Annotated in this window: 15 protein-coding genes and 1 pseudogene; 6 read left to right on the top strand and 10 right to left on the bottom strand. The window is 73.5% G+C overall.

Going from position 1 to position 20,387, the window contains the following annotated elements; all coding sequences use genetic code 11:
• Window position 1: 1 nt before the first annotated feature.
• The 6 genes and pseudogenes from ACQPWW_RS31180 to ACQPWW_RS31205 form a co-directional block, all read right to left on the bottom strand.
• On the bottom strand, window positions 2-883 hold the full coding sequence (locus ACQPWW_RS31180; RefSeq protein WP_433127403.1) for a prenyltransferase/squalene oxidase repeat-containing protein: 882 nt from the start codon (window positions 881-883) through the stop codon (window positions 2-4).
• Between the two features lie 157 nt (window positions 884-1,040).
• Entirely contained in the window at window positions 1,041-2,222 is a 1,182-nt protein-coding gene (moeZ, locus tag ACQPWW_RS31185) for an adenylyltransferase/sulfurtransferase MoeZ (protein WP_433127404.1), read from the bottom strand.
• 122 nt (window positions 2,223-2,344) lie between these two features.
• A complete protein-coding gene (locus ACQPWW_RS31190) occupies window positions 2,345-3,088 on the bottom strand; it encodes a DUF3152 domain-containing protein (protein WP_433127405.1) in 744 nt (247 codons plus the stop codon).
• Window positions 3,089-3,278: 190 nt separating this feature from the next.
• Complete coding sequence (locus tag ACQPWW_RS31195; protein ID WP_433127406.1) at window positions 3,279-4,133, bottom strand: DUF3152 domain-containing protein; 855 nt, start codon at window positions 4,131-4,133, stop codon at window positions 3,279-3,281.
• A 5-nt stretch (window positions 4,134-4,138) separates the two neighbouring features.
• Entirely contained in the window at window positions 4,139-5,113 is a 975-nt protein-coding gene (locus ACQPWW_RS31200) for an alpha/beta fold hydrolase (protein WP_433127407.1), read from the bottom strand.
• 23 nt (window positions 5,114-5,136) lie between these two features.
• A pseudogene (locus ACQPWW_RS31205) lies at window positions 5,137-6,792 on the bottom strand (hypothetical protein); the annotation flags it as partial.
• A 1,877-nt stretch (window positions 6,793-8,669) separates the two neighbouring features.
• Here ACQPWW_RS31205 and ACQPWW_RS31210 point away from each other — a divergent pair.
• From ACQPWW_RS31210 to ACQPWW_RS31225, 4 genes are all read left to right on the top strand, one after another.
• Window positions 8,670-9,308 carry a TetR/AcrR family transcriptional regulator gene (locus ACQPWW_RS31210; protein ID WP_030489514.1) on the top strand — a complete coding sequence of 213 codons (639 nt, stop codon included), beginning with the start codon at window positions 8,670-8,672 and terminating at the stop codon, window positions 9,306-9,308.
• A gap of 64 nt (window positions 9,309-9,372) precedes the next feature.
• On the top strand, window positions 9,373-9,600 hold the full coding sequence (locus ACQPWW_RS31215) for a DUF3107 domain-containing protein (protein ID WP_433127408.1): 228 nt from the start codon (window positions 9,373-9,375) through the stop codon (window positions 9,598-9,600).
• A 507-nt stretch (window positions 9,601-10,107) separates the two neighbouring features.
• Window positions 10,108-11,796 (top strand): DEAD/DEAH box helicase, encoded by a 1,689-nt coding sequence (locus ACQPWW_RS31220; protein WP_433127409.1) that lies wholly within the window; start codon window positions 10,108-10,110, stop codon window positions 11,794-11,796.
• A gap of 88 nt (window positions 11,797-11,884) precedes the next feature.
• Entirely contained in the window at window positions 11,885-13,060 is a 1,176-nt protein-coding gene (locus ACQPWW_RS31225; protein WP_433127410.1) for a class I SAM-dependent methyltransferase, read from the top strand.
• Between the two features lie 18 nt (window positions 13,061-13,078).
• Here ACQPWW_RS31225 and ACQPWW_RS31230 read toward each other — a convergent pair whose 3' ends face one another.
• On the bottom strand, window positions 13,079-13,537 hold the full coding sequence (locus ACQPWW_RS31230) for a hypothetical protein (RefSeq protein WP_433127411.1): 459 nt from the start codon (window positions 13,535-13,537) through the stop codon (window positions 13,079-13,081).
• A gap of 248 nt (window positions 13,538-13,785) precedes the next feature.
• Here ACQPWW_RS31230 and ACQPWW_RS31235 point away from each other — a divergent pair, with 248 nt between their 5' ends.
• Window positions 13,786-14,202 carry a helix-turn-helix domain-containing protein gene (locus ACQPWW_RS31235; protein WP_433127412.1) on the top strand — a complete coding sequence of 139 codons (417 nt, stop codon included), beginning with the start codon at window positions 13,786-13,788 and terminating at the stop codon, window positions 14,200-14,202.
• Window positions 14,203-14,220: 18 nt separating this feature from the next.
• Here the strand turns inward: ACQPWW_RS31235 and ACQPWW_RS31240 are convergent, their stop codons facing one another.
• The 3 genes from ACQPWW_RS31240 to ACQPWW_RS31250 form a co-directional block, all read right to left on the bottom strand.
• Complete coding sequence (locus tag ACQPWW_RS31240) at window positions 14,221-15,210, bottom strand: hypothetical protein (protein WP_433127413.1); 990 nt, start codon at window positions 15,208-15,210, stop codon at window positions 14,221-14,223.
• 133 nt (window positions 15,211-15,343) lie between these two features.
• A complete protein-coding gene (locus tag ACQPWW_RS31245) occupies window positions 15,344-17,464 on the bottom strand; it encodes a RecQ family ATP-dependent DNA helicase (RefSeq protein WP_433127414.1) in 2,121 nt (706 codons plus the stop codon).
• A gap of 59 nt (window positions 17,465-17,523) precedes the next feature.
• The gene (locus tag ACQPWW_RS31250; protein ID WP_433127415.1) at window positions 17,524-19,281 is read right to left on the bottom strand and encodes a BTAD domain-containing putative transcriptional regulator; all 1,758 of its coding nucleotides are present in this window, start codon (window positions 19,279-19,281) and stop codon (window positions 17,524-17,526) included.
• Between the two features lie 142 nt (window positions 19,282-19,423).
• Between ACQPWW_RS31250 and ACQPWW_RS31255 the strand changes: the two genes are divergently transcribed.
• On the top strand, window positions 19,424-20,245 hold the full coding sequence (locus ACQPWW_RS31255; RefSeq protein WP_433127416.1) for a hypothetical protein: 822 nt from the start codon (window positions 19,424-19,426) through the stop codon (window positions 20,243-20,245).
• The last annotated feature ends 142 nt before the right edge of the window (window positions 20,246-20,387 follow it).

Genomic DNA, 20,387 nt, shown 5'->3' on the forward strand with positions numbered 1-20,387 from the left:
CTCAGCCGGTCGGCGCGGCCGGCGTGAGCGGAGCCCGCTGGCCCGCCGGGCCGGGCGGCGCGGGCCGGGCGGCGCGGATCGCGGACAGCGTGGTGTGCACGTCGAACTGGTGGCCGTCGTCGCTTTCCCAACCGCCGTCGCTGCGCTGGGTCTCGGTCAGCCGGCGCAGCGCCCGCACCATGACCCAGTCCTGTGGGTCGACGCCAGCCCGACGCAGCGTGGCCGCCAGCCACGCCACGTCACCCGGGGACATCTTCGGCATCCGTTCGGCGAGCGCCACCTGGATCCGCGCCGACTCCTGGAACATCTCCTGCCGGTGCAGCACCGCCGCGCTCAACCAGCCGGCGGCGAGGAACGACGGCCAACTGCCGTCCGGCCGCAGCCGCGCGACGAGCGAGTGGGCCGCCGCCTGCACCACCCCGGCGTACGCCCCACCGACCCGATGGTCGAGCGGACCCGAGGCGCGGGCGTCCAGACCGGCGACGGTGAGCCAGAAGCCGGCGTTGGCCGACAGCAGGAACTGCGCCTCCGGATCGCCGGGCCGGGCCCACTCCGGAGCCGAGTCGGCAAGCGACGCGTCCTCGTCCCAACCACCGTCGGCCTGCTGCCGGGACGCCAACCAGTCAAGTGCGCGGCGCGCGGCAGGACGGCTGAGCGCACCCAGGTCGTCCAGCTCGGCGAGCCGGAAGCAGGTGGCATCGATCGAGGCGACCCCGCCGCCCCAGGTGGCCGGCCAACCGCCGTCGGGTGACTGGCCGACCTCGGCGACCTCCAGCAGTTCGGCGGGAACCGCTGTGCCGTTGCGGAGCCAGGAGAGACGGGCGCGCTCCACCGCATCCCCATGCGCCACGACGAACCCGATCGCGGCTTCCAAGTCGACCACGACCGAGACGCTACCTGCGCAGACGTCCTGCCGCCTCGGAGAATCGGCCAGCCCACAGTGACTGCGTCGCTCCGGCCCGCGGGCTACTCGGCGTCATCTGCGTCGATTTGCCAGCGGGCCGGAACGGCGGACGTGGGAGCACCCCGGGAGCGGTCGGTCAGTACGCGGGCAGCGACGGGTCGATCTGCTTGATCCAGGAGAGCACGCCGCCCTGCACGTGCACGGCGTCGCGGAAACCGGCCGCCTTGAGCGCGGCGAGCGCCTCCGCCGAGCGGACGCCGGACTTGCAGTGCAGCACGATCTGCCGGTCCTGCGGGAGCTTCGCCAGCGCCTCGCCGGAGATGATGTCGCCCTTGGGGATCAGGGTGGCGCCCGGGATGCTGACGATCTCGTACTCGGCGGGCTCCCGTACGTCGACAAGGAAGATGTCCTTGCCGGCGTCCTGCCACTCCTTGAGCTCCAGCGCGGTGATTGTCGAGTCGACAGTCGCCTCCTGGGCCTCCTCGGAGACCGCGCCGCAGAAGTCCTCGTAGTCTTCCAGCAGGTCGGTGACCGTCGGGTTGTCGCCGCAGAGCGCGCAGTTCGGGTCCTTCCGGACCTTGATCTTGCGGTATTCCATCTCCAGGGCGTCGTAGACCATCAGGCGGCCGACCAGGGGCTCACCGATGCCGGTGAGCAGCTTGATCGCCTCGTTCACCTGGATGGAGCCGATCGACGCGCAGAGCACACCGAGCACGCCACCCTCGGCGCAGGAGGGGACCATGCCGGGCGGCGGCGGCTCCGGGTAGAGGCAGCGGTAGCAGGGGCCGTGCTCGGCCCAGAACACCGACGCCTGGCCGTCGAAGCGGTAGATCGAGCCCCAGACGTACGGCTTGCCGAGCAGCACCGCCGCGTCGTTGACCATGTAACGGGTGGCGAAGTTGTCGGTGCCGTCGACGATCAGGTCGTACTGGGCGAAGATCTCCCGGACGTTCTCCCGGTCCAGCGCGGTGTTGTGGATCTCCACCTGGACCAGGGGGTTGATCTCGCGGATCGACGCGGCGGCGGACTCGGCCTTGGACCGGCCGATGTCGGACACGCCGTGGATGATCTGGCGCTGGAGGTTGGACTCGTCGACGGTGTCGAAGTCGATGATGCCCAGCGTGCCGACCCCGGCCGCGGCGAGGTACAGGAGGGCGGGCGACCCGAGGCCGCCAGCGCCGACACAGAGCACCCGGGCGTTCTTCAGCCGCTTCTGCCCGGTCACCCCGACGTCCGGGATGATCAGATGGCGTGAGTAGCGGCGGATCTCGTCAACGGTCAGCTCGGCGGCGGGCTCGACGAGCGGGGGCAACGACACGGTGGACTCCCCGGGATCGGCGGTGTGAACCGCGCCATTGTCGCTCGCGGGAGCCCCGCTCGGCCATGAGGGACGACACTGGTCCGCGATACGGGAGCGGGAATAACCGACGACCCGGCCGCTCAGGGGATGATGTCACCCGCGTAGCGGCGGCCGTCGAGGTAGGGCCAGGCGTTCGCGACACAGCCGTGCAGGCCGTACGTCTGCTGCTGCATCACCGGGGCGGGCTCCCCCGGGCCGGGGCAGGCCTCGTGCTCCTCGCCGAACTCGTGACCCACCTCGTGGTTGATCACATAGGTGCGGTAGGTGTCCAGCGGAGCACCGTAGTCGGGGACCGCCTCCATCCAGCGCGCCAGGTTGATGATGACCTGGCCGGGCATCCGGCAGGAGGTGTAGCGCTCGGTGGTCAGTCCGCCCTCGGCGCACATCCGCTCGGACGTGACGGGGGTGGCCAGGTAGATGGTGAAGTCCGCAGCTCCGGCGTCGGCCACCCGCTGCACCCGCAGCTCGTCGGAGGCGATCCAACTGCGCTCGTCGGTAAGCACCTCGTCCACCTTGGCGGCGAACGCTGCGGCGTCCTGGCCGGTGCCGCGTTCGACGACGACCCGGTAACGGCGCAGCGGCCCGTCCGTTCCGTGCACGGCCGTCGCGCCGTCGGCCGCGGTGAAGCGTCCGGCGCCGACCGAGGGGTAGCTGGTGGGCGCCGGGTGCGCGGCCGCCCCACCGCCCCGGCCCATCTCGCCCTGGGTGGTGGCGGGAGTGCCGGCTGGCGGCTCGCCGCCCCGGTTGAGCGTCACGCCGATGCCGGCGGCGAGGACGAGCACGACCCCGCCGAGCAGCAGGGCGCGGCGGCGTCGCCGGTTCATCCGGGCGAGTGTGGGACGCGCGCCGTCGTACGCCGACCGGCCGGGCCGGTCGGGCGGCGAGGGCGGGCCGTAAGGGGACGACGGCGTCATGACGTCGAGCCTGCCAGATTATTCCGGCATTTCTCCGTTTTTGCCCTTATTCAGGCATCACGCCTGGTGGTGGGCTACGCGTCGGCGGGTCGGCTGTCGTTCAGAGGGCAGGGCCGGCGTAGCGGCGCCCGTCGAGGTACGGCCACGGGTTGACCCGGCACCCGTTGAGGAAGAGCGTCTGCTGCATCATCACCGGCGCTGGCCGACCCGCACCCGGGCACCGCTCGTGCCGGTGCCCGAGCTGGTGACCGACCTCGTGGTTGACCACGTACGTCCGGTAGACCTCCAGCGGCACGCGAGCCGAGACGAAGTGCGGCACGGACAGCCGCCACCGATCCAGGTTGATGATCACCTGGCCGGGCGCGCGACAGGAGGTGTACGGCCGACCCCCGATCCGGATGTCCACCCCGCCGTCGGCACACATCCGCCCCGCCGTGCGGGCGGTGGCCAGGTAGACGGTGAAGTCGCGAGGCGCGTCCCCCGGCACCTGTTGCAGCCGCAGCCTGCCGCTGTCGACCCAGCTGCCCGGCCCGGCGAGCGCCACCTGGACCGCCTGCGCGAAGTCCGCGGCGGCCTCGTTGCTGCCCGACTCCACAGCGACCCGGTAACGCCGCAACTCCCCCGCGCGACCCAGCACCGGGCCGGAACGGGCGTCGTAGCCGAACCGCCCGGTGCCGGCGCTCGGGACCGCGCCGGGCGCCCGCAGCAACGGGGACGGGCTGGACGCGACGGCGGCGGAGGGGGACGGGCCGACCGACGGCGGCAGCGGCGCGGCGACCAGCGGCGGCACCGAGACGACCTCGTCGGCGGCCAACCGTTCGGCGATGGGACGCCCACCGGGCCCCTCGGCGATCACGGTCACCGCCGCGCCGACCGCCAACACCACCGCCACCAGTTGGGCGAGCAGCGCGAGACGTCGCTGACGGCGAACGGGGAGGTGGGCTGAGCTGGGCATCCAGGTCAGCCTGCCAGATCGGTCCGCCCGGCGGTCTCCTCCGTTTCGGCAAGCAGGCCGACCACCGCCCGGGCGACCAGACGGGGCACCTCCAACTGCGCCACATGACCGACGCCGTCGAGCATCATCAACCGGCTGTCCCGGATGACCCGGGCGGTCTGCGGAGCGACCCGCACGTCGACAAGGCGATCCTGACGGCCACCCACCACCAGGGTCGGTGCGCGTACCGCCTCGGCGAGCCGCCACAGCGACCCCGGCCCCGGCAGGTACGCCCGCAGGAAGCTGGTGACCAGTCCGCGGAACGTCCGGACGTACGCGGCGGCGTAGTGCTCCGCCTCGTAACGCACCCGGATCTCCTCCAACGCCTCGGCCCGACGCTGGTCGCAGATCCGGCTCAAATCGGCGACGCACGCCTCCAGCACCTGCTGGGCCATCACCTCGGGCGCGAGCTGGGTGAGGTGCCGGGCGACCAGCCGTTCACCCCGCGGAAGGGCGAGCACCGGCAGCATCCGACCCTGCAACGAGCGGCGGAAGTCGAGAAACGGCAGGGCCGGGGAGATCAGGGTGAGGGTACGGACCAGGTCCGGCCGGAGCCCGGCGACCTGCACCGCCACCGCGCCGCCCAGCGAGTTGCCGAACAGGTGCACCGGACCCCGACCGGAGTGCTCGATCCAACGGACGACCAGATCCGCGAACGCCGGGATGGTGTACCGGGGACCCGGCTCACTGCGACCGAAGCCGGGCAGGTCGATGGCCTGACCATCCAGCCGGTCGGCGAGCAGCCCGGCCAGGTCGGTCCAGTTCTGTGACGACCCGCCCAACCCGTGCACGTACAGCGCCGGTTCCGCGCCGGCGGCGGTGGCCGGGGTGTCCCGCACGTACGTGACCAGGCCGTCGAGGCGGACCTCCCGGCCCGGCCAGGGCGGCGGGACCTGGTGGTCGGGGAGCAGATGGTCGGGCCAGAGGGTGGCGCGCTTCATTGTTCCAGTCTGCCCCGTTCCACTCAGGACAGCAGCGCCTCCAGCCGGCGGTTCACCGCCGCCAGCGTCGCCCGGACCACCGCCTGCCGTGGATCACCGGCGACCAGAGCCGAGCCGGCGAGCTGCTCGACCCAGCCCGCACAGACGAGCAGCACCACAACGGTGGCCACCTCACAGTTACCGAACGGCACCACCGCCGCGTGCTCGACGAAGCAGCGCCCCCGCTCGGCGTTGTCGGTGCCCCGCAGCAACTCGTCCACCGCGGCGGCGGCCGCCACCGCGCAGAGCCGCAGCACGTAGCCGTCCACCGCCGGCCCGGTGGCGTAACCGGAGGCGCCGTCACCCTCGGCCAGCAGCCGGACCTCCACGTTCGCGTCCAGGCCGAACGTGCTCACCTGCACGTGGTCGATCACCACCCGCGGACCCGGCACTCCCCCGGTGTCCAGCGGTCGGGACGGCGCCGACTCCGTGGTTGTCACCTGACCACCGGAATACGAGGTGCCGAGCGTGGCCGGGCTGCCGGTCGCGGCACCGGCCGGCGCGGCCGAGACCGATCCGGGCTCCTCGACAGTGGCGCGACCCCGGTGCGGCGCGTTCGGCCGGCGGCGGCGCGTGGTGTCCGTGCCGGTCCACTGCTCCGCGCCTGCCGGGGTGGTTTCCACCGGGCCGCCCGACGGGCGTCCGAGCGCGGTCGGCTCGGCTGCCCGAACCTCACCGGCGCGGCTGTCCGGACCGCCATCACGCGGGGCCACGCCGGGCGGCTCCGCGGTACGCCGCTCGGCGGGACGGGGTTCGGCCAGACGTCGGCGGACCGGCGGAGGTGGCGTGCTGGGCAGGCCGGGCACGTTCTGCGGGGCGGCGGCCAGCCCCATCCGGTCCTGCAAGAGCCGGGCCACCTGTCGGCTCACCTCGGCCGGGTCGGCGCCGTCGGCCAGGTCCAGGCGCAGGCTGTGCGCCCCCGCCGGGGTACGGCGCAGCGCCGCGTCCCGGACACCGGCGACCTCCCGAACGGCGTCCAGGATGGCGTTGACGTCAAACCCCTCGGGGCGCTCCCGCAGTGGGGCTGGTTCGTCGTCACGGCGAAGGTGGGTGGCGATGCGGGCGAGCTCCGGGGTTTCGGCGGGTGGCTCCACGGCTGGCGGCTCCGGCACGACGGGCACGTCCGGCTCCGCGGGGACGCGCTGCGGCAGCACCACCGCCCTCGGGTCTGGTTGCCGGCCGTTGTCGGCCGGCTCGGTCGACGACGTCGGGTCGGGGGCGGATCGGCGAGCCGCGTAGGGCGGGGTGGCAGCGGCTGCGGACCGGTCACGGCGCCCGGACCCGCTCGTGGCGGAGGGCGGAACCGCTCCGGTGGAGGACAACGTGGGGTCGGCGGCCGGCGGGGCGGTCGCCCCGGGTGACTCGACGGGAGACGGCCCGGGCGGCTCGGGTGTCGCCGGTCGGAGCCGGAAGGGTGCGGCCGGCCGGATCTCGGGCCGTGGCAGGCCGGACGTCTCGCCCGCATCGCCGCCGGTCGCGCCTGTCGACTGGCTGGCCGGCCAGGACGGGCGTTCGGCAGGGGCGGCGGGGATCCGGCCCTCGGACCAGTCCGGCCGCTCGGCCGGGGAACTGCTCGCCGTCGGCGAACCGCCGGCCCACGAGGGGCGCTCCGCCACCAAAGGCGGGCCCGCCGGGGCCGGGGGCGCGTCGGCCAGCGCGGGAGGTGACCCGGCCGGCGCCGGAGGTGGCGGGTCGGCCGGCGCGGTGACCCAGGAGGGCCGCGTCGGCGGGGCGCTGGTCGGTGCCGGATCGACCCCGCCAGCCCAGGACGGCCGCGCTGCTGTCGGGCTGGTGGGCTCGGGGGCGGACCCGCCGGCCCAGGACGGTCGTACCGGCGGGACGCTGGTCGCCGCCTCGGAGCCGCCGGCCCAGGACGGCCGCAGCGGCGGTGCGCTTGTCGGCATCGGATCGGCTTCTCCGGCCCACGACGGCCGCACCGGCGCCGGGCTGGTGGGCCCGGGGTCGGACCCGCCGGCCCAGGACGGACGATCCATTCGGGGTACGCCGGACCCGGCCCAGGAGGGGCGATCAGCCGGCGGACCGCTGGTCGGCGTGGCACCACCAGCCCAGGAAGGGCGATCAGCCGGCGGACCGCTGGTCGGCGTGGCACCACCGGCCCAGGAGGGGCGCTCGGCGATCGGTGGTGTCGTGCCCGGCGACGACACCGGGGGTCCACTGGTGGGGGACGCGTCCGCGTCGACAGTCCGGGACGGAATGACGGGCGGTGCGGCCCAGGACGGGCGGTCGGACGGCGGCGGGGTGTTCTGCTCGCCGGGGCGTACCGGCGCGGCCTCGGACCCGGACTCGCTCCGGGTGACGTCGTACCCGCGGGGCGGATCGGCGCGCACCGGCTCGTAGGGGCGGGGCAACTCGGCACGCACCGGCTCGTACGGCTGGTGGGGCTCGGCGACCCAGCCCGGCGCGGGCTCGTCCCGGGCCTCGGGAGCGGCCGGCTCGTCGTCGGGGCGGGACCAGGGCGGAGCCCACCCGGCGCCGGAGCTCGGGCGGTTCCAGTTCGGCCCCGACCAGTCCGGTTCGATGGCCGGCGACTCGCCGGCACGGTGTGCGTCGCCCGGCCGGGAGTTGTCCGCGGCGCGACCCGGCTCGGCCGCGTCGGCGTGTCCGGCCGGCCCCGGTGGGCGGCCCGGTGCCGCCGGCTGCTCGGGTGGGAGGGGGTCCCGCCAGTCGCGTGGCGCGGCCGGTTCGTCGGCGGCCAGCCGTTCGCTGGTCGGCGCGCGGAAGCCCGGCGGCACCTCGAAGCCCGACGCGGCGGTGCCGACGGGCGGCACCTGGACGGCCGGCGGCGCGGAGGTGGGCAGGCCGGGCTCGGCCCACCGAGCGCGGTGCGCGGCGGCCGGGTCGACGGTGGAGCGTGCGGCGGTGCCCTTGTCGGGCTCGCCGGCGCCCTGCTCCAGCGGAGGGGCGGGGCGTTGGGCGGGCACCACCAGCCGGTCACCGGTCGCGTCGGGTCGGCCCTCGGCGGGCAGCCCCGGCGGTGCGCTCACCGGTGTGGGGCGGCCCGCGGGTGGTTCGAGATCGGGACGGCGGACGCCGTTTGTGTCGTCCGGGTGGTGCACGCCATTGGTGCGGTGGCCGTTGGCGCGGGTCGGCGGATCGAGGTCACCCGGCAGCCCGGCCAGGGACGCCGGCAGGTCGCCGTGTCGGCTGGACGAGGTGCGCCAGCCGGCCGCGGGGTCGGGTTGCCAGCGGGGCGCCTCGTCCCGGGCATCCTCGCGATCGGCGGCTCGGGGCCACCCACCCTCCGGGGGCGCCCACCCGCTGACGGAACGGCCCGGGTCGTCGTGCTGACCCGCTCCGTCACCGTGCTCCCCCGGGTTGGCGGCTCCGGGTTGCCCTGTTTCACTCACCGCGCGCTCCTTGGTCGCCCCCGCTGAGGCTACCGTGTGCCGAGAGTGGCGATAAGTTACAGCGGCGGGCCATTTCCACGACGGGGGTCACGGGCGTCGCCCGGTCTGGGGGGAAAATGCCGGCTCGTACGGAGAACTCGGAGGATCCCATGACCGCTGCGGGGAACGGTGCACAGACCGCTGGCCGGCCCACCCGCCTGCCCCGCTCCGCGCGCCGTAAGCAGCTTCTTGCTGCGGCGCAGGAGGTGTTCGTCGCGCAGGGCTACCACGCCGCCGCGATGGACGACATCGCCGAGCGGGCCGGGGTCTCCAAGCCGGTGCTCTACCAACACTTTCCCGGAAAGATGGATCTCTACCTGGCGTTGCTCGACACGCACTGTGACGCCATCGTCGCTCAGGTGCAAGACGCGATGCGCGGCACCAGCGACAACAAGGAGCGGGTCAGCGCGTCGGTGCGGGCGTACTTCGACTTCGTCGACCACGAGAGCGAGGCGTTCCGGCTCGTCTTCGAGTCGGATCTGCGCAACGACCCGGCGGTGCGACAGCGGGTGGAGCGGGTCGAGCAGGGCTGCATCGCGGCGATCACCGACACCATCATCTCGGACACCGGGGTGAGCCGGGCGCACGCCGAGCTGCTCGCCTCCGGGCTGGTCGGCGCGGCGGAGACGGCCGCGCAGTTCTGGCTGGCCGGTGGCCGCCAGGTGCCGAAGGCCGAGGCCGAGGCGCTGGTGGCCGCGCTGTCCTGGCGGGGCATCGCGAGCTTCCCGCTGCAAGGTGAGTCAGCCTGACCGCTGACCCCGTGATCGGATAGCCTTCCCAGGGCGGTTCTTTCGCCCCAGTTGAGGAGGCACAGTGGAGGTCAAGATCGGCGTGCAGTACGCGCCGCGTGAGCTGGTACTGGACAGCGCGCAGACGCCGGCCGAGATCGAGCAGATCGTGACCGACGCCTTCGCCGGTAACGGCGGCACGCTCTCCCTGACCGACGAGAAGGGCCGGCGGATCATCGTTCCGGTCGAGAAGGTCGCCTACGTCGAGATCGCCGAGGCGTCGCCCCGGGCGGTCGGCTTCACCGTCCGCTGACGGTCCGGCCATCGCGGCAGGTCGGCGTCGGGCCACCTGCCGCGGGCCGGCACCGCGTGCTCGGCGGTTCCGACCGGCGGAGGCCCTCCGCGCGGCACACCGTGGCGCGCCCGCGGACAGCCGGCGCGCCGCCCGGCCGTGATCGACGCGGCGAGCGCGCCTTGCCCGGTATGACGCCGTACGCCTCGGCCACCACCCACCCGGCGTGGACCCGGACCGCGCGTCGGTGACTCGCGCGGGGTACGTCCCACCGCCACATCTGTGACACAAGTCACAATCATCGCCCCCGCGTGTCGCCTGACCGACCGGGAATCGGGACGAGGCCATGCCTGTTCAGGTAGCATGGAGCAGTTGCCGTGGGCGCCGATCTGATCGAAGCTCAGCCCGCGGCGCGCGTGCGGCCCGGTCCGGCTCGGCAATCTGCCGCCGACCGTGTGGCCCGCGTCATACCGATCGCGCCCTGAGGACATGACGGGCGCACCCACGAGAGGGCACCCCCACATCCACATGAGCGAGCTGACTCAAGATTTGATGGACGGCCAGGAACTGGCCCCCACCGCCCCGGTTCGACCCGAGGCCCCCACGTTCGCCGCACTCGGCGCCCGCGCCGAGACCGTCGAGGCCCTGGCCGCGGCGGGCATCACCCGCGCCTTCGCCATCCAGGAGTACGCGATCCCGATCGCGCTGCGCGGCGTCGACCTGATCGGTCAGGCGCCCACCGGCACCGGCAAGACCCTCGGCTTCGGCGTTCCACTGCTGGACCGGGTCTTCGCGCCGGGCGAGGGCAGCGACGGCGTCCCGCAGGCGCTTGTCGTCGTCCCCACCCGTGAGTTGGGCATCCAGGTCGCCAAGGATCTGGCCGCCGCCGGCCGGACGCGTGGTGTCCGGGTGCTGCCGATCTACGGCGGCGTGGCGTACGAGCCGCAGATCGACGCGCTGCGCAAGGGCGTGGAGATCCTGGTCGGCACCCCCGGCCGCCTGATGGACCTGCAGAAGCAGAAGCACCTCCGGCTGGACCGGGTGCACGCGCTCGTCCTCGACGAGGCCGACCGGATGCTCGACCTGGGCTTCCTCGACGACGTCGAGAAGATCCTGGCGATGCTCCCGGAAGACCGCCAGACGATGCTCTTCTCGGCCACCATGCCGGACCCGATCGTCACCCTGTCCCGGCGTTTCCTGCGCCAGCCGATGACGATCCACGCCGGGCACACCGCCGAGACCGGCCCGTCGCCGCAGACCCAGCAGCTGGTCTACCGCACCCACTCGATGAACAAGGTCGAGGTGGTGGCGCGCATCCTCCAGGCGGAGGGGCGTGGGTTGACCATGATCTTCACGCGTACCAAGCGGGCCGCCGACCGGGTCGCCGAGGACCTCGACTTCCGCGGCTTCGCGGTAGCCGCGGTGCACGGTGACCTCGGCCAGGGTGCCCGTGAGCGGGCGCTGCGCGCCTTCCGGGCCGGCAAGATCGACATTCTGGTGGCCACCGACGTGGCGGCCCGCGGGCTGGACGTCACCGGCGTCACCCACGTCATCAACTACGACTGCCCGGAAGACCAGGACACCTACACCCACCGGATCGGTCGTACCGGCCGGGCCGGCGCGACGGGCGTCGCGGTGACCTTCGTCGACTGGGACGACATGCCGCGCTGGCGGATCATCGACAAGACCCTCGGTCTGGAGATGCCGGAGCCGCCGGAGACGTACCACACGTCGCCGCACCTCTACACCGACCTGCACATCTCCACCGAGGTCAGCGGCACGCTGCCCACCGCGGAGCGCACCCGGGCCGGGCTGTCCGCCGAGATCGAAGAGGATCTGGGTGGCACGACCCGCTCCCGTCGGGGCGACAGCGGTGGCCGGGGCGGCCGACGCGGGGAGAGCCGCAGCGAGGGCCGGGGCGAGCGCCGTGGGCGGGGTGACGGTCGCCGGGACCGGTCCGACTCCGGCACCCCGGCCGTTGCCGAGGCGCCCGCCGCGGACGCCGCCGAGGAAGGCGCCCGTACCCCCCGCCGCCGGCGTCGCCGCCGGGCCGGCGAGGCGGTCGTGGGCGAGCCGACCGCGGTGATCTCCGCCGACTCCGGCCCCACCGAGCCGGCCGCCGCGTCCGACGGCGAGCCGTCGAAGCCGCGCCGCCGCCGGCGCCGCCGTGGTGGCGGTTCCGATGCGGGTACGCCGGCCGAAGCGACAGCCGACTGACCACCAGCCACACCTGACATCCCCCGCACCGCCTCGCGCGGTACGGGGGATGTTCCCTTCTCCCACCCCGCCTGCCGAAGATGGAACGATGCCGGAATCACTGGAAGCCGCCCTGACCGAGGTCCGGGCGTTGCTGCTCGACCCCGCGCTGACCCGGGCGGTCGCCGCCGGACGCCGCCGCGGACGCCGCCCCACCGTCGCGCGGGCCGAACTGCGGCCGGTGACGCTCAAGGCCGGGCCCCGAATGCAGATCACCACGTCCGACGGGGCCCGCCCGTACACCCGTAACATCGCCTCCGGTCCCGACGCCGCCGCGGCGGTCGACGAGTTGCTGGCCGAGCCGTTCGGCAACTGGCACGTCGAGACGACCGCCGCGACGCTGCAACTTCGGGTGACCAAGTCCGGCGAGGCGCAGGTGCACCGGGCCGTGACCACCCGTGCGGCGGCGACACCCAGCGGAAACGACAGGGCGAAGGAGTATCTGCTCGACCCCGGTGACCCGATCTTCGCCGAGATCGGGGGCTCGGCGGCGAAACGCCGCCAGGTGGACGCGTTCCTACGCGCGCTGGCCGCGACCCTGCCCGACGAGCTGACCGGTCCGCTCCGGGTCGTCGACCTGGGCTGCGGCAACGCCTACCTGACGTTCGCCGCGTACCGCTACCTGACCGGTCGTGGGCTCGACGTCCAGCTGGTCGGCGTGGACGTCCGGGAGGACCAGCGGCGGCGCAACACCGAACTGGCGCAGCGACTGGGCTGGGCGGACCACATCAGCTTCGTGGCCGGCACCATCGCCGACGCCGTCGTCGACCCCGCCCCCGACCTGGTGCTGGCGCTGCACGCCTGCGACACCGCCACCGACGAGGCGCTGGCCCGCGCGGTGCGCTGGGAGGCCCGCTGGGTGTTGGCCGCGCCGTGCTGCCACCACGACCTCGCCAAGCAACTCCGCGCCCATCCCACCCCGACCCCGTACGAGCTGCTGACCCGACAGGGCATCCTGCGCGAGCGCTTCGCCGACGTGCTCACCGACGCGCTGCGCGCCGGGTTGCTGCGGGTGCACGGGTACCGGACCGAGGTGGTGGAGTTCGTGGACTCCCAGCACACGCCCCGCAACCTGCTGATCCGCGCCCGCCGCACCGGCGCCGAAGCCACCGGACCGCAGCGCGAGGAGTACCGCGAGCTGGTGGACCAGTGGCGGGTCACGCCCCGGCTGGCGACCCTGCTGGCCGCCGACGGGGAGCCGACCGACCGGCAGCCGGCCACCTAGCCGGCACCTCGGCGACGACTAACGACGCCGTTCGCCACTCTCGCCGCGATCCCGGCCACTGTTGCGCTCGCCGAGACCACGGTCGAGGACCGTCACCCGTTCGCTACCGCTCCGCTGGCTGGCCCATCCGCCGTCGGCCGGGGCGGTGGGGAACGGCACCACCTTGCCCGTGCTCTCGGCGTTGCCGGCGGCCGTGAAGGCGTTCCAGGAGATGTCGACGAGCAGTTTCTTCATCTCCGCGTGCCGGATGGCGGCGTTGTGTTGCAACGCCATCCGGGCGCCCAGCACCACGCCGACCAGCGTGGTGGTGATCGCACCGGTGGCCGCCAGCACGTGTTGGCCGGTCGCGGAGTCGGTGCGGAGCACCAGGACCAGCAACCAGATCCAGAACGCGGCGGCGAAGACGCCGGCCTTGGCGACGAAGAAGAGGCTGACCGCACCGGGCTGGTACGGCTGGGGGCGGCTCGAATCGGCCATGGTGCTCCTCGGCGGTGGTCCGGTCGAAGACGGCTGGCCTCCAGCGGCCATGCCGGGACGGGCACCGAGCGTAGTGGAAGAACGATGATGATCGCTCGGAGCCGGTTTCGGCCGGCCGGTACCCCGGCGGGGAAAAGTCTCGTCCACGGGACAGTTTGTGCGCTCAGTCAACTGTTTCGCGCCCCGGGCGTACTACCCTCGGAAGTCGCAGTGTCCCGTCGCACCGGCAGGGGGAAAGACACGCAGGGATGGGATCAGCCGACGCAACACCGCAGATGGCCTTCGCCCGCTTCGTCCGGCGCGCCATCGACGACGCTCGCGACGAACGTGGTTGGACCGTGACCGATCTCGCCGCGCACACCGGTGTGGGCCGCTCCACCGTGTTCCGTTGGCTGGCCGGTGACTGGCAGGACTATCCCGAGTTGGCAAAGGTGCGCGGGTTCTGTGCCGCACTGGATCTGCCGGTCGCCGCCGCGTTCCGCGCGCTCGGCCTGCCGGACGCCGGTCCCACGCCCCGCCGACGCCACGACGACGGCCCCGTCGAGGCCGACGTCCGGGCCATCCTCGACCGGCTGTCCGACCCGACGGTCCCCGCCGAGGAGAAGCACCACATCCGCGACCTGCTCCGCTACCTGGCCCGCCGCCCCATTCGCCGCGCCGGCTAGCCCCGACGGGCGCTCGGCCTAACCGACGGCGACAGTGAATTCGGCGGTGTGGACGTCGGCTCCCACCTGGAAGTCGAGGTAGAGGCGGTAACGGCCGGGGCCGGGGGTGGTCAACCAGAACCTGACCTGGCCGTCCACCAGCTCCGGCTCCGGATGCACGTGCAGGTAGCCGAGGTCGCCCTCGCGCAACGCCACAAGGTGCCCGTACGCGCCGAGGTAACGCTCCAGCGAAGCGGCGCCGCCGACGCCGTCGATCCGGAAGGTCAACGGCAGTGTCGCCCCGGCCTGCGGAGTGCCCTGGTAGCCGACGGTGAACCCGTCCACCGTCGTCGAGGTGGCCGGAGCGGGCAGCGACCGGGGCTGGTAGTCGCCGGGCGCGACCAGGTCCGCGCCGAGGGTCACTGCGGTCTGCGCGCCGTTGTCGGCGACAACTGTGAAATCGGCGTACGCGCGCCAGACGCCGGCCTGCGCGAGGGTCAACGGCACCGACCAGGTGCCGTCCGCCGCCATCGTCGGGTGCAGGTGCTGGTAACCGGTCAGGTCTCGGCGGACGACGATGAGGTGCATCGGCTTGTCGTGGACGACCGCGAAGCGGGTCACCGGCCGGCGCTGCGCGTCGCGCACCTGGAAGCGGAGCTGACCGGGGCGACCGGCGGCGAACTCGGCGTCCAGGGGGGCCAGGGTGAACCCGGCCGAGCTGACCGCCAGCCCGCCCGGCTCGGTGGCCGCGCCCTGCTCGGTGCTCGTGGTGGTGCCGTGGCTGTGCGGCCCGACGCCCGGGGGGTCGGTGTGCTCGGCCGCGAGGGAGGGGTTGCCGGTGGTGGCCCCGGTGGCGTTCACCCGGCCGAGGCCGAAGCCGAGCAGCACCGCCAGCACCAGCCCGCCGACCACCAACGCCAGCCGGAGGGTGCTCCGGTCCGGCGCGGCGGAGACCGGGCCGGGCAGCACCGCCGCGTCGGGGACCTGGTCAGACACCACCGGCACGGCGGCGGGGTGCTGGTCGGTCATGTCGCCCACCGTACCGCCGCGGCGGACCACCCCCGGCCGACGCCCGGACGGCGTGGCGACTGTCGCATTCGCCGCCGCCCGGGAACTTTCCCGCGCCGACGTGCGCGGACCGGGCCACCCGGGTGCCAGCGGGTCAGCCGGCCACGGCGAGGGCGAGCGGGAGCACGTCGGGCGCGCCCGCCCGGCGCAGGGCCCGAGCCACAAGCGTCATCGTCCAGCCCGAGTCGACAAGGTCGTCGACGAGCAGCACCGGGCCGTCCAGGCCGGCCACGGCGTCGGCCAGGTCGGCCGGCACGGTGAACGCGTCGTGCAGCGCGCGTACCCGTTGGGCGCTGTTGCCGCGCGGCCCGGCCGGGCCGCCGGGACCGGTCGGGGTGACCTCGCCGAGCAGCGGCAGCCGGCCCACGGCGGCGATCCGCTCGGCCAACGAGCCGACCAGCCGGGGCCGTCGCCGGGAACCGACAGCGACCACCCCCGCCGGCCGGCGCGGCCACGGGTCGTCGCCGTGCGCCCACGCCTTCAACACCTCCACCACCGCGCCCGCGACGTCGTCGGGCACCGGCGCGTCCGGCGCCTCCGGGCCGACGAGATCACGCAGCCGACCACCCCAGCCCAGGTCGGAGAGGCGACCGACGGCCCGGCCCGCCAGCGCCTGCTCCGCGGGGGCGATCCGGCCCTTCAGGGGTACGCCCACCGCGTCCAGGCCGGTCGGCCAGAGCTTCTTGGGGGCGATCTCCACGCCGGGTCGGCCCAGGAACGTCTGCGCGGCGGCGAGCGCGGCCGTCGACACGTCGGCGGCGAAGAGCGGGTCGGCGCACCTGTCGCACCGCCCGCAGTCGGCCGCCCCGGTGTCGTCCAGGCACTCCCGCAGATACCGCATCCGGCAGTCGGGCGTTGTCGCGTACTCCCGCATGGCCTGTTGCTCGACGGTGCGGGCCTCGGCGACGCGCCGCAACCGGGCCTCGTCGTAGACCCAGGGCTCGCCGGTGGCGAGCCAACCACCGCGCACCCGGCGGACCGCGCCGTCCACGTCGAGCACCTTGAGCATCAGCTCCAACCGGGCCCGGCGCAGGTCGACGAGGGGTTCGAGGGCCTGGGTGCTGAGCGGGCGGTCGGTGTGCAGCGCGGCCAGCACGGCACGCACCTGCTGCTCCGGCGGGAACGCCAGCGAGGCGAAGTAGCGCCAGATCGCGGCATCCTCGACACCGGGCAGCAGCAGCACCTCCGCGTGCTCCACGGCACGACCGGCGCGGCCGACCTGCTGGTAGTACGCGATCGGCGAGGGCGGAGCGCCGAGGTGGACGACGAAGCCCAGGTCGGGTTTGTCGAAGCCCATGCCGAGCGCGCTGGTGGCAACCAGCGCCTTGATCTTGTTGTCGAGCAGGTCCTGTTCGGCGGCCCGCCGGTCGGCGTCCTCGACCTGCCCCGTGTACGAGGACACCGGGTAGCCGCGGGAGCGCAGGAACTCGGCGGTCTCCCCCGCCGCCGCCACGGTCAGCGTGTAGACGATGCCCGAGCCGGGCAGCTGGTCCAGGTGGTCGGCGAGCCAGGCCAGCCGGTGCGCCGGGCTGGGCAGGTCGAGCACGCCGAGGCGCAGCGACTCGCGGTCCAGGGTGCCGCGCAGCACGAGGGCGTCACCCAACTGCTCCGCCACGTCCTGGGTGACCCGGGTGTTGGCGGTGGCGGTGGTGGCCAGCACGGGCGTGCGCTCGGGCAGCTCGGCGAGGAACGTGCGCAGCCGCCGGTAGTCGGGCCGGAAGTCGTGCCCCCAGTCGGAGACGCAGTGCGCCTCGTCGACCACCAGCAGCCCGGTCGTCGCGGCCAGCTTCGGCAGCACACCGTCCCGGAAGTCGGGGTTGTTGAGCCGCTCCGGACTGATCAGCAGCACGTCCACAGCGCCGGTCTGGATCTCGGCGGTGATCTCGTCCCACTCGTCGAGGTTCGCCGAGTTGATCGTGCGAGCCCGGATGCCGGCGCGGGCCGCCGCCTCGACCTGGTTGCGCATCAACGCCAGCAGCGGAGACACGATGACTGTCGGGCCGTGCTCGCCGCTCTCCCGCAGCAGGGCCGTGGCCACGAAGTAGACAGCCGACTTGCCCCAACCGGTGCGTTGCACACAGAGCACCCGCCGCCGATCGACGACAAGGGCTTCGATCGCCCGCCACTGATCCTCACGTAGCCGGGCGTGGTCGCCGGCCAACCGACGCAGCACCGCCTCGGCCCGCTCCCGTACCGCTGCCCGCTCGTCGCCCATCCGGCATTTCTACCAGCAACGGGAGACGTCCCTCCCCGTCGCGCCCGGTGCCGTTTACCTCACTCGACCCGGCCGGGTACTGCGGTGGGTGGGGCGGGCACGGCCGGCGGAGGAAGGAAGAGGAGCAGCTCACGCAGGGAATCGGTGAGCACCGGCGGGAGGAGACACCGGCCGGCCAGCTCCTCCATCGAACCGAACGGGCCACGGAGCCACCGGTCCATCACCACCTGCCGCGCCTGCCCGGCGGTCATCCCGGGCAGCTCGGCGATCGTCCGCTCCTGGACCGCGTTGACGTCCACCAGGCCACCGTCGTCGAAGGTACGCGGCAGGTCGGGCCGGCCGATGTGCAGCTCCTGCCGTGCTGCCGGGTAGTGATACAGCAGGTAGCGGGCCTGCTCACGGCGAACCCGACGGTCGTCCACCACCGGCGGAGGCGACCCCCCGATCCGGTTGGTGAGGGCCGACCAGAGCGCGCCGTTGAGCAGGATCGTGTGCACGACCCCGAATAGCCAGACGAGCAACCAGACCACGACCAGGAGACCTTCGGTGTCGCTCATCTCCTCCGAGTCGCTGTTGCCGAATATCGCGATGATCGTGGCGGTCAGCGACAGATAGCCCACACCGGTGAGCCCGTTGCGCCAACTCCGTCGCCAACTGGCGTAGACCAGCACCACCAGCCAGGTGAGGAGACCGAAGGAGAACACGGCAGTCAGCGTGCCGACGACTGTCGCGCTGACACTCAGCCAGCGCGGCGCCGAGTGCGTCTGGCCGTCCCGGGACGAACGCCCGTCCGGGGGCGCCCAGGCCGGGAACGGGACGGGCGTGGGGGTGCCCGGCACGCCGATCGGCCCGGTCGGCACAGGCTGCGGTGGCGGGCCGGCTGGCGCTGCCGGCGGTGGCGGACTGAACGGCCCAGGCGAGCTGGTCGGCACAGGCTGCGGTGGTGGGCTGGCCGGCGGTGGCGGCGCAGGTGGGCTGGGCGGTACGCGGGGGCTGGGAGCCGGCGTGGGGCCGGGCGGTTCCGGCTCGCTCGACGGTTTCGCCGCCGCGAGCGTCGGATCGGAGCAGAGGATGCGCCGGTGCAGTTCCTGAAGCGCCTCGCCCGGCCCGATGCCGTACTCCTCCCGGAGCAGGTCGCCGAACTCCCGGTAGGCCGCGAGCGCCTCGGCCTGCCGTCCGCTGCGATAGAGCGCCAGCATCAGCTGGTGCCGCAGTCGTTCCCGGACCGGGAACTCGGCCACCAACTCCACAAGCTCCCCGACCATCTCCCGGTGCCGGCCGAGGTCCAGCATCAGATCGGCCCGGGTCTCCAACGCCACGGCCCGCAGCTCGACCAACCGTTGCCGGGCCGCCTCGAGGAACGGCCCGGTGAAGCCGGTGAACGGTTCTCCCTGCCAGAGCGCCAGGGCGGTGGCCAGCTCGGTCAGCGCCTCGGCGGGCCGACCCTCGGCCCGTCGCTGCCGGGCGCGGTGGACGCCTCGTTGAAAACGGACCGCGTCGAGCGCGTCCGGATCGACGCGGAGCAGATATCCGGCATCGGTGAGGCTCAACACCTGCCCCGGCGTACGCGGTGACCGGTCCGGCTCCAGCACCCGGCGCAGCCCGGCGACGTACTTCTGCACCACGTTGGGGCCGTTCGCGGGCGGATCCTCCGGCCAGACCGCCTCGACGATCTGCCCGGTGGACACCGGACGGCCCGCCGAGAGCAGCAGCACTGTCAGCACCGCACGCTGTTTGCCGGGACCGAGGTCGATCTCGCGGTCGCCGTACCAGGCCCGCTGAGGCCCGAGGATCTCGAAACGCAGCGTTGCTGACATGGGGATTCCCGCTCCTGACACCTGCGGCAGCGCCAGACGGCAGTGCCCGGCAGCCGGACGGCAGCATATCGGCAGCCGAACCGCCGCGCGCGCCGACAACATGGTCATCGGCACAAGCCACGCAGCGAGAAAGAGAAATGTGATGACACAGGCAACGGGCAGCGCGAGCACCACCCGACGCACGGTCGGCGTGCTCGCCGCCATGCTGGCCACCACCACCCTGCTCGGGGGGTGCGGGTCCACGAGCGAACCGACCTCGGCACCGCAGAGCAGCCCGAGCGCCAGCCCGACCACCGACCCGAAGCAGGTGCTCCTGGACGCCGTTCCGGACGGCACCGAGGGGCCGTTCCGGTTCACCGGCAAGGACTCGTCCAGCACGCTCAACGGGCGGGTCGACCCCGACGGCAAGGGCGTCGAGCTGAACACCACGATCGCGCCCGGCTCGGACGGCATCACCGTCAGGATGTCGATGCTGATCATCGGCGACGAGTTGTGGATGAAGGCGAAGTTGACCGGCCAGGCGGGTCTGCCGAAGTTCCCGGACAAGTGGATGAAGCTGGACCGCACCAAGCTTTCCGACAGCGCCGGCATCCCGACCTACGACGGCGCGGACCAGGGCAACGCGGGTCCGCTCCTCCAGGCGGCCACCTCGGTGCAGGAGCAGAGCCCCGGGCGGTACGCCGGGGTCATCGACGTCAGCGCCGGTAACGCGGCCAAGGCGCTGGAGGAGGGGGAGGCGGCGGCGCTTGGCGAAGCGGGCAAGGCGGTGCCGTTCACGGCGGTCGTCGGCGCGGACAAGCACCTGTCCTCGCTGACGCTGAAGATGCCGCCGGCCGGCAAGGCGAAGGCGTACGACTACGTCGTCAACTACGCCGACTACGGCACCACGCCGAAGATCAGCGTGCCGACCGGCGCCGCCGTGACGAACGCGCCGAAGATGGCGTACGAGATCTTGAACGGCTGACCGACGGTGCTGATCCACTCGGATTCCTGAAGACCGGTGCGTCGAACCGACCCGGACACCGCGTCCTCATGAAAACCGAGTCGATCCGGGGGGCTGCCACCCCTTCCGCGTCCGGCCGCGGAACCCCGTCGATCAGGGAGCT

The organism is Micromonospora sp. CA-240977 (genome assembly GCF_050942285.1).
GTDB lineage: Bacteria > Actinomycetota > Actinomycetes > Mycobacteriales > Micromonosporaceae > Micromonospora.

Excerpts from the sequence above, each read along its gene's own strand:
- ACQPWW_RS31195 (WP_433127406.1), bottom strand. The coding sequence starts at position 4,133 with ATGCCCAGCTCAGCCCACCTCCCCGTTCGCCGTCAGCGACGTCTCGCG.
- ACQPWW_RS31245 (WP_433127414.1), bottom strand. The coding sequence starts at position 17,464 with ATGGGCGACGAGCGGGCAGCGGTACGGGAGCGGGCCGAGGCGGTGCTG.
- ACQPWW_RS31220 (WP_433127409.1), top strand. The coding sequence starts at position 10,108 with ATGAGCGAGCTGACTCAAGATTTGATGGACGGCCAGGAACTGGCCCCC.
- ACQPWW_RS31235 (WP_433127412.1), top strand. The coding sequence starts at position 13,786 with ATGGGATCAGCCGACGCAACACCGCAGATGGCCTTCGCCCGCTTCGTC.
- ACQPWW_RS31210 (WP_030489514.1), top strand. The coding sequence starts at position 8,670 with ATGACCGCTGCGGGGAACGGTGCACAGACCGCTGGCCGGCCCACCCGC.
- ACQPWW_RS31190 (WP_433127405.1), bottom strand. The coding sequence starts at position 3,088 with ATGAACCGGCGACGCCGCCGCGCCCTGCTGCTCGGCGGGGTCGTGCTC.
- ACQPWW_RS31230 (WP_433127411.1), bottom strand. The coding sequence starts at position 13,537 with ATGGCCGATTCGAGCCGCCCCCAGCCGTACCAGCCCGGTGCGGTCAGC.
- ACQPWW_RS31250 (WP_433127415.1), bottom strand. The coding sequence starts at position 19,281 with ATGTCAGCAACGCTGCGTTTCGAGATCCTCGGGCCTCAGCGGGCCTGG.
- ACQPWW_RS31225 (WP_433127410.1), top strand. The coding sequence starts at position 11,885 with ATGCCGGAATCACTGGAAGCCGCCCTGACCGAGGTCCGGGCGTTGCTG.
- ACQPWW_RS31255 (WP_433127416.1), top strand. The coding sequence starts at position 19,424 with ATGACACAGGCAACGGGCAGCGCGAGCACCACCCGACGCACGGTCGGC.
- ACQPWW_RS31200 (WP_433127407.1), bottom strand. The coding sequence starts at position 5,113 with ATGAAGCGCGCCACCCTCTGGCCCGACCATCTGCTCCCCGACCACCAG.
- ACQPWW_RS31240 (WP_433127413.1), bottom strand. The coding sequence starts at position 15,210 with ATGACCGACCAGCACCCCGCCGCCGTGCCGGTGGTGTCTGACCAGGTC.